Origin of the sequence: Streptomyces apricus (assembly GCF_008369065.1) — a bacterium.
GTDB classification, from domain to species: domain Bacteria; phylum Actinomycetota; class Actinomycetes; order Streptomycetales; family Streptomycetaceae; genus Streptomyces; species Streptomyces apricus.
This window is the reverse complement of the sequence record NZ_VDFC01000072.1, coordinates 1-8,408: the sequence shown is the minus strand read 5'-3', so window position 1 is coordinate 8,408 and position 8,408 is coordinate 1. Positions and strand designations below refer to the sequence as shown.

Below are 8,408 nucleotides of genomic sequence, written 5' to 3'. Positions count from 1 at the left end.
CGACGACGGGGTGGGAGAGTGCGCGCCCGCGGGCGTCCGGGCGCACCGGCGAGGCGCGCGGGAGGAGTGCGCGGGAGGGCGGCGCACCGCTCAGTGCCGTGGGTACGAGTGCTGTCGTTCCCCCCTCCCCTCCGGCCGGGCGGCGGGGCAGCCGGCGGCCGGACGCTCCTCGAAGTGGCGCACCGCGAGCCGCTGATGGCGGGCGTGCAGCACCATGACCGTGCCGAGCACCAGCTGCCGTACGCCCCGCGTGACGTCCTCCACCGCGTCCCGGGCGCGGACGAAGGCGCGCAGCGCCCCGAGCCGGCGCGGCCGGGGCGGCAGGGCGCGCGGGACGAGCAGGCAGGGGGCGCGGTGCGGGATGGACCGTGTGTGCGCGGCCGTCGAGTCGAGGCGGAAGCGGCGCAGCACCTCCCGGACCGCGGCGCGCAGCACCAGCGGGGACAGCCGCCAGGCCGGGCAGGGGCGGTTCGCCGCCACGCCGAAGGGGATGTGGTGGGCGTCCTTGGCGGACAGCCCGGCCCAGCGGTCCGGGTCGAACTCGTCGGGCCGGTCGTAGCCCGTGGCGTGGTAGTCGGGGTAGCTGAAGCAGACGACGGAACCGGCCGGCAGCACGGTGTCCGCGTCGAGCCGGACCTCGCCGGTGGTGATGCGGTGCGCGATGCCGAACAGCGGGTACAGCCGCATCGTCTCGTCGAGCACATGCGTGAGGTACCGGTCCCCGCTCTCCTGCGTCACGCGCCGCTGCACCCCGGGGTGGCGGGCCAGGGCGAGCAGGACGTGCGCGGTCGCCTCGGACAGCTGCACGACGGCCGTGTTGAACATCGTTCCCTGCAGGTAGTGGACCTGCTCCGCCGGCGACAGGGACGACGGCAGCGGGTGCGGCACGTCACCGGCGGCGACCCGCTCGGCCAGGTACGACGTCAGCCGGGCGCGGCGTGCGGGGTGGCGCAGCGAGGTGCACTTGAGCGCGCTGATCACGTCGTCGGCGTGCGCGGTGATCAGCTTCCGGGCGTGCGGCGGACACGGCTCCTTGAACACCAGCTCGTAGCAGAACTCGGCCCACGCGGGCATCACGAGGTCGCGCAGCCGGACGAGACTGATCCGGGTGTCGGGCACCGCGTCGAGCACGCGGGCGAAGGCGCGGGTGGCCGCCGCGGCGAGGTCGTCCGAACTCCCGGCGAGCAGCTGCCGTGTCGTCGCGGCCACGTCCTCGTAGCGTTCGCCGGGTTCCAGGTGCTCCTGGTGCACCTCGGGTCCCGGTGCCAACCAGTACCAGAACAGGTCGGACAGGCCCGCTCCCGCGCTCCGTCCGTTCACCGCGGGGTGGGCGTAGATCCGTTCGAACACCTCGGGTCCGTATGTGGCGTTGGGCAGGGTCACCGTGTGGTCGCCGTTGACCTTCTCGAAGATGCGCCCGCGCAGGGTCACCACGGCGCGGGGCAGCCACCAGGTGCCGGTCCCGGCGGGCCGCGTCCCGTTCCTCACCACGTCCGCCCCCCGCGGACGACCATGTCCTGCGTCAGGTCGGCGTTGCGGCGCCCTCCGCACAGCGCGAGCGTGTGGTCGTACTCGTCGCGCAGCGCCGCCAGGACGGCCCGGACCCCGGCCTCCCCCGCGGCGGCCAGGCCCCACATCACCGGGCGCCCGACGCCGACGGCCGTCGCGCCGAGCGCCAGGGCGACGGCGACGTCGCCGCCCCGGCGCACCCCGCCGTCCAGCAGGACCGGCACCCGCTCCGCGACGGCGCCGGCGACCGCGGGCAGGCAGTCCACCGAGGCCGGGACGGTGTCGCACTGGCGGCCCCCGTGGTTGGAGACGATCACCCCGGCCGCCCCGTGCTCGACGGCCAGGCGCGCGTCCGCCGGATGCAGGATCCCCTTGACCAGCACGGGGAGCGAGGTCATGCGGACCGCCTCGCCGAGGTCGCGCCAGGACAGGGCCGGGGACATGGGGATGTCGGTGAGGGAGCCGGGCGGGGCGCCGGGCAGGTCCCGCATGTTCTCCGCGGCGTGGCCGGGCGGCAGGTCGGTGAAGCCGTTGCGCAGGTCCCTGGTGTGCCGGCCGAACACCGGGGAGTCGACGGTGACCACCAGTGCCGTGCAGCCCGCCTCCTCGGCGCGCCGCACGAGCGCCTCGGTCACCTCCCGGCGGGGGTGCAGGTACAGCTGGAACCACACGGCCGGGTCCGGGGCCGCCGCACGGGCCGCCTCGACGACACCGTCGACGGCCGTGGTCGCGGCCGTCCCCGTCACCAGGACGGCGCCCTCGGCCGCGGCCGCGCGGGCCGTGGCCCGCTCGCCGTCCGGATGCATCAGCCGGTGGACCAGGCCGGCGCCCCGGGCCGCGGCCGCGCGGGCGGGGCCCCGCGCGCCGCCCGGATGCACCAGCCGGTGGAACGCGGTCGGCGCGACGACGACCGGCGCCGCCCGCCGGGCACCGGGCAGGCCGACGGCGGTGTCCCGCGTCCCGCTGCCGCGCAGGACCCGCGGCAGCAGCCGGTACCGGTCGAAGGCCCGCTCGTTGTCGGCCAGGACGCGTTCCTCGCCCGCCCCGCCCGCCACGTAGTCGTAGTGGACGGGGTCCAGCTTCTCGCGGGCCGCGTCGTGCAGCGCACGCAGCGTCACGGCCCCACCGGGGCACCGGAGCCGAGACGGTCGGTGGAGCCGGGTGAGCCGGGTGAGCCGGTGGAGCCGAGACGGCCGGCGAGGAACGCGCGCAGCGGGGCGCGGTGGTACTCCTCGCTGTCCCACTCGTTCTCCAGGTTCTCCGTGACGTGGTGCTCCCCGGCGGGTTCGCCTGCGGGTTCGCCGACGCGGTACCAGCGGACGACCGGATGGAGGTAGCGGCCGTCGAGACCCGCCACGTCCTGCTGCGACGTACGGCCGGCGGTCACGTCGAAGGGGTCCACCCGGTCGTGGTCCGCCCCGTACTCCAGGGTGATCACCGCGTACGCCTCCACCGCGCCGAAGTCCCCGGCGCCCACGGCGTCCGGCACATGGCGCACGGGGACCTCCTCCGCGTAGCGCAGGGTGCCGTCGGGGGCGACGAGCAGCAGGTCGCCGAGGACCGCGAACTGCTGCCACAGCGCGGAGGACCGGTTGACCCGGGTGACGACCGCGTCGACGGCCCGCTCCACGGTGTCGCCCAGCTCCGTCACCGGCCAGGCCTCGCCGTGGTAGCGCCCGCGCAGCACGCGGTGCAGGGCGCGGACCGAGTAGCGGAACCCGTGGATGAAGCCGGTCGTGGACCTCTTGAAGTCCGGGCCCTGCATCAGCGTCCCGGCGACGTACAGGCCGGGGACGTTGACCGACTCGTAGACGGGCGAGAGGGCGGGGAAACGGCCGTCGACGATCAGCTCGGGCACACAGGTGTCGTCGAAGACCGAGGTGTCGAACCGGAATCCGGTGGCGGCGATCACCCGGTCGTAGCGGAGGTCCTTGACCACCTCGTCGACCCGCTCGAACGACACCGGTACGCAGAAGCCGTCCGCCTCGCGGCGGATCTCCAGCACCCGGCCGTCGAGGAGCGCGTTCTGCGACTTGAGCTGGTAGCTGTCGAGGAAGTTGTTGTTCACCGCGCGCAGGTGCCCCACGTAGTGCGACTGCCAGGCCAGCCGCAGCGAGCCCGAGCCGACGACGTGGATGACCGCCGCCGTCTCCATCAGGCTGTCCGCCGTCTCGAACGCGGAGTTGCCCCGTCCGACGATCAGCACCCGCTGGTCGGTGAAGGATTCGGGGTCGGGGTCGAAGGTGTCGTAGCGTTCCGCCAGTTCGATGCCCGGGACGGACGGCAGGTTCGGCCGGAACACCCCGGTCGCGACCACCAGGCGCCGGGCCCGCCACACCGTGCCGGTGCGGTCGGTGACGGTGAACCGCGCGCCGTCGCCGTCGTCACTGCCACTGCCGTCACCGGTGTCGCGGGAGATCCTCTCCACGGTGGTGTCGTAGCGCACCCGTACGCCGGTCCGGGCGGCGTAGTCCGCCAGGTAGGCCACCATGTCGTCGGCCGAGGGGAAGTAGCGCCGGCTGTACCGGGTGAACAGCAGCTCCGGATCGTCGCTCAGCAGGGAGTTCCAGTCCATGCGGAGCCGCAGCTCGGGATCGTCGTATCCGGTGTGCACCTTGTTGACCGAGATGAGCCGGCGGTGCCGGGGGAAGCGGGTGAAGAACGTGCCCGGTGCGCTGCCGCGCTCCAGGACGACGTAGTCCGCACCGTCGCGTTCCAGGGAGGCGGCGAGCTGCAGTCCCGCGGGGCCCGCCCCGATGATCACATAGTCGTGCGCCATGGCCCGGAAGCTATCCACCGGATTTCAGAGCGCTCTGAGATTGCCCCCCTATGTTTCCGGGCGTGCTGACCACCACGGACGCCGTCCAGCTGACCGGCCCTCTGGATCCCGCGGTCCTGCGCCGCGCGGCGGCGCCGCTCGCCGTCGCCGTGGACGACGGGACCCGCGCGCGCGTCGACCGCGGCCGCCGCCTCTTCCGCGACCTGCGGTACGGGGACGGCGGCGAGGACCGCGACGTCTACGGCGCCACCACGGGATTCGGCGCGCTGGTCGGCTACGCCGGCCGGGCCGACGAGGCCGACCAGTGCGACAACACCCTGGCCCATCTCGGTGCCGGCCAGGGCCCGGACCTGCCGCACGTGATCGTGCGGGCGTCCCTGCTGCTGCGCACCCGGTCCCTAGCCCAGGGGTTCTCCGGCGTCTCCGCCGAAGTGGTGGAGCGGCTCGCCGCGATGTTCGCCACGACCTTCTCCCCCGCCGTCCCGCGTTACGGCTCGGTCGGGGCGAGCGGTGACCTGATCCCGCTCGCCTACGCCACCCAGGCCCTGCGCGGACGCGGGTACGCCTATCTGGACGGCCGGCGCCTGCCGGCCGCCGAGGCGCTGGCCGTCGCCGGGCTGCGGCCGCTCGCCCTGGACGGCCGCGACGCGCTCGCCCTCGTCAACGGCACCTCCGTCACCACCGCGGCCACGGCCCTGGCCCGCGACGCCGTCCGCGCCGCGCACCGGGCGCTCACGGACCTCACCTGTCTGCTGACCGACCTCCTCGGCTGCGATCCCGGCTTCCTCGACGCGGATCTGCTGCGCGCCTACGGTCACGCCGGGGCGGTCGACGTGGGCGCGCGCATGCGGCGCACGCTCACCGGCGTCACGCCCTCCGGCACCCGGCCGCTCCAGGAGCCGTACAGCATCCGGTGCGCCCCGCAGCTGCTCGGCGCCGCGGAGGACGCCCTGCGCTATGTCGACGGCGTGGTCACCGCGGACCTCGGCGGCATCAGCGACAACCCGCTGTTCTTCCGCGCCGACGCGGGGGCGGAAGGCACGGGGACGGACGGTACGGGGACGGGAAGGTGGTGCACGGCGGGAACTTCTTCGGTCAGCCCGCCGCCTTCGCCGCCGACCTGCTCGCCTCCGTCACCGCCCAGCTGGGCAACCTCGCCGAGCGCCAGCTCGACCTGCTGGTGGACCCGGCGCGCAACGGCGGGCTGCCGCCGATGCTCGCCACCACGCCGGGCCTGCAGCACGGCCTGCAGGGCGTGCAGCTGGCCACCACCGCGTTCGTCGCGGAGATCCGCCGCGCCGCGGCGCCGGCCGGCATGCAGAGCCTGCCCACGAACCTGCACAACCAGGACGTCGTCCCGTTCGGCACCCAGGCCGCCCTGCGCTCCTACGACACCGCCGGACTGCTCGGCCTGCTGTGCGGGTCGCTCGCGCTCGGTCTGCGCCAGGCCGTGCACGTCGGGGCGCGCCGGCCCACCGCACCCCGCTGCGCCGAACTGCTCGACAAACTGGCCGAGTTGATCCCCCCGGTCGATCCGGACCGTCCGCTGGACGCGGACGTCCGTGCCGCGGCGCGGCTGCTCGTCACAGGGGACCCGTCCTGACCGGGACGGCCGCGGGGGCGGACTCCGGGAGCCGGATCGTGAACCGGGCGCCGCCGTCCGGGTGCCCGGTGGCGGCGACCGTACCGCCGTGGTCCGTGACGACCTCCCGCAGCAGGGCGAGCCCCAGTCCGTACCGGCCGCCGCCGGCGCCCCGGTGGAACCGCTCGAACAGCCGCTCCGCCTCCGCGGGGTCGAAGCCGGACCCGGTGTCCACGACGGTCAGTTCCACCGCCCCGCCGACGCGCGCGAGGGACACCTCGATCGTCCCGCCCGCCGGGGTGTGGCCGATCGCGTTGCCCAGCAGCTCGCCGATGGCGCGGCGCAGCGCGGACTCGATGCCCTCGACGTACAGGGGGTGCGGCGGGCCGTTCACGACGACCGTGAGGCTGCCGTCCCGCGTCCGGTCGGACTCCTCCGCGACCACCGACCGGGCCACCTCGACCAGTTCGACGGGCCGGCGCTCCGTGCGCCGCCGCGGGTCCGCCGAGAAGCTCGCGGACAGCAGCAGGTCGTCCAGCACCCGGTCCAGCCGGCCGACCGAGCCGACCAGCCGGGCCAGTCCGTCCCGGTGCCGGGCCGGCAGGTCCTCCGCGGCCGCCTGCCGCGACAGCAGCTGCGCCCGTGTGTACACCTGGGTGATCGGGGTGCGCAGCTCGTGGCTGGCGTCCGCGACGAAGCGGCGCTGGCGGGCGAGCGCCTCGGCCAGCGGGGCCACCGCCCGCCGCCCGAGGACCGCACCGGTCGCGGCCGCGGCGACCAGCCCCACGGCGCCGGCGACGCCCAGCGCGAACCACAGGTGCCTGCGGTCGGCGAGCTGGAACCTCATGTCGAACACGGCCTGCACCACGTCCCCGTCCGCCCTGACCTGCGTACGCACCAGGTAGACCGTGCCGTCGCGCCGTACGGTGCGCTCCACGGTCTCGCGGGTCCGGCGCACCCGGTCCAGGTCGGCGCGGACCGGGAAACCGGCCGGGGAGTTCGCCAGCGGGGTCGCGCCGGACGCGTACAGCCAGGTGCACACAGGGGGCCTCGACAGGTCCCCGCGCTCCGCGCCGTAGCGCAGCTCCCGCCGCACCTGGTCGTCCTGGGTGTGCGTCATCACCGCATGGGCGACGCCTCCGACGACCGTGACCAGCAGGGTGATGACGGCACCGGTGATCACGGAGATCCGCAGGCACGCCCGGCGCACGACCGCCTGCTCCGCGTACGCCGTCGCCCTCACAGCGCCCCCAGGCGGTAGCCGAGTCCGCGCACCGTGCGCACGACCTGCCGGCCCAGTTTGCGGCGCAGGTAGTAGACGTAGGTGTCGACGATGGACGACGCCGGTGCCTCGTGGAAGACCAGCCGGCGCAGCTCCGTCCGCGAGTACACGGCGTCGGGCCGGGAGGCCAGCACCCACAGCAGCTCGAACTCCCGCGCGGCGAGGGCAATCCGCTCGCCGTCGGCCAGCTCGACCTCCCGCCGGCCGACGTACAGCCGGCCCGAGCCGATCCTCAGCACGTCGGCCGCTTCCAGCGCCCTCCTGCACAACGCCCTTAATCGGGCGCTGAGTTCGTCGAGCTCGAACGGCTTGACCAGGTAGTCGTCGGCGCCCGCGTCCAGGCCGTCGACCCGGTCGTGCACCCCGCCCATCGCGGTCAGCAGCATGACCGGCGTGCGCACCGCCCGGGACCGGAGCCGGCCCAGCAGGTCCAGGCCGTCGAGCGCCGGCAGGCGCCGGTCGACGACGAGCACGTCGTACTGCCGGGCGAGGCCGAGGTGCAGGCCCTGCTGGCCGTCGGCCGCGACGTCGACCGCGTACCCCTCGTCCCGCAACGCCTCCGAGAGCGTGGCGGTCAGTTCCCTGTCGTCCTCGACCAGCAGCAGCCGAGGGTTGTCCCTGCGATCCTGTGCCACCGTCCCGCTCCTCTCACCCCTGCCGCTGTCAACTCCCTTGCATGACAAGCTTGTTGCTGCCAAAAGAAGGCACGGCCGAACAAGGATCCGATCGGCGTGATCACGCTAGCGCGCCTTCGCGGAAGTGCCCCGGGAAAAGCGAATCCGGCCCGTTCCGCATTCGCTTTTGTTCCGCAACGGGATGTTTCTTCATGAGCACCCCGTGACCGGTTCGGCGGCGTAGCGTCATGGGGAGATCGCCCCGGGCGGGCCGTGCGCGCGGGTGGCGCGGCGCGAGGACGGGCGGCACGGGACAGAAGGGGGAAGCCGTGGACGGCGTACCGCAGGACGTGCCGTTGGTGCGCAGTACCGTCGCCACCAAGGAGGCCGCGCTGGCCCGGGAGATCATGGACTCCTCCTACGGGGCGAGCCTGCGGCTCAGCGGCCGGCTGGAGGGCCAGGAGATGCGGCTGGCCCGGACGGACATCGACCGGTTCACCATCGACGACCTGGTGCTGCCCGGCACGCTGCGCTTCGCCTGCGACCCGCTGAGCCGTCCCCTGGTCACGGTGACCGGCCGGGGGCACCTGGGGATCGACTGCCGGGGCCACAGCAACCACCCCCGCCCCACCACCCCCCTGA

Annotated in this window: 7 protein-coding genes and 1 pseudogene; 3 read left to right on the top strand and 5 right to left on the bottom strand. The window is 74.5% G+C overall.

Annotated features, from left to right (window positions below; translation table 11 throughout):
* Nucleotides 1-90: 90 nt before the first annotated feature.
* Genes FGF04_RS33570 through FGF04_RS33560 form a run of 3 tightly spaced genes read right to left on the bottom strand, consistent with a single transcriptional unit; the run spans nucleotide 91 to nucleotide 4,288 of the window.
* Nucleotides 91-1,488, bottom strand: coding sequence for a cytochrome P450 (locus FGF04_RS33570; protein WP_149515170.1), 1,398 nt, complete (start codon nucleotides 1,486-1,488; stop codon nucleotides 91-93).
* Nucleotides 1,485-2,627 (bottom strand): alpha-hydroxy acid oxidase, encoded by a 1,143-nt coding sequence (locus FGF04_RS33565; RefSeq protein WP_149515169.1) that lies wholly within the window; start codon nucleotides 2,625-2,627, stop codon nucleotides 1,485-1,487. The genes FGF04_RS33570 and FGF04_RS33565 overlap by 4 nt, the downstream gene beginning before the upstream one ends.
* Complete coding sequence (locus tag FGF04_RS33560) at nucleotides 2,624-4,288, bottom strand: NAD(P)-binding domain-containing protein (protein WP_149515168.1); 1,665 nt, start codon at nucleotides 4,286-4,288, stop codon at nucleotides 2,624-2,626. Before FGF04_RS33560 ends, FGF04_RS33565 begins: the two co-directional genes overlap by 4 nt.
* Nucleotides 4,289-4,338: 50 nt before the next feature.
* On the opposite strand from FGF04_RS33560, the pseudogene FGF04_RS41745 reads away from it, so the two are divergent.
* Nucleotides 4,339-5,247, top strand: a pseudogene (locus FGF04_RS41745) (aromatic amino acid ammonia-lyase); the annotation flags it as partial.
* A 110-nt stretch (nucleotides 5,248-5,357) separates the two neighbouring features.
* Nucleotides 5,358-5,891: an aromatic amino acid lyase gene (locus tag FGF04_RS41740; RefSeq protein ID WP_268893797.1), complete on the top strand. Its 534-nt coding sequence runs from the start codon at nucleotides 5,358-5,360 to the stop codon at nucleotides 5,889-5,891.
* Here the strand turns inward: FGF04_RS41740 and FGF04_RS33550 are convergent.
* Together FGF04_RS33550 and FGF04_RS33545 are read right to left on the bottom strand one after the other, a co-directional pair.
* Nucleotides 5,872-7,113, bottom strand: coding sequence for a sensor histidine kinase (locus FGF04_RS33550; RefSeq protein ID WP_235882633.1), 1,242 nt, complete (start codon nucleotides 7,111-7,113; stop codon nucleotides 5,872-5,874). The two genes, FGF04_RS41740 and FGF04_RS33550, sit on opposite strands and share 20 nt — an antisense overlap.
* Nucleotides 7,110-7,787: a response regulator transcription factor gene (locus FGF04_RS33545; RefSeq protein ID WP_223146431.1), complete on the bottom strand. Its 678-nt coding sequence runs from the start codon at nucleotides 7,785-7,787 to the stop codon at nucleotides 7,110-7,112. Before FGF04_RS33545 ends, FGF04_RS33550 begins: the two co-directional genes overlap by 4 nt.
* 308 nt (nucleotides 7,788-8,095) lie before the next feature.
* Between FGF04_RS33545 and FGF04_RS33540 the strand changes: the two genes are divergently transcribed.
* Nucleotides 8,096-8,408, top strand: a 313-nt coding sequence (locus FGF04_RS33540; RefSeq protein ID WP_149515166.1) for a hypothetical protein, incomplete at its 3' end; no start/stop codon positions are given.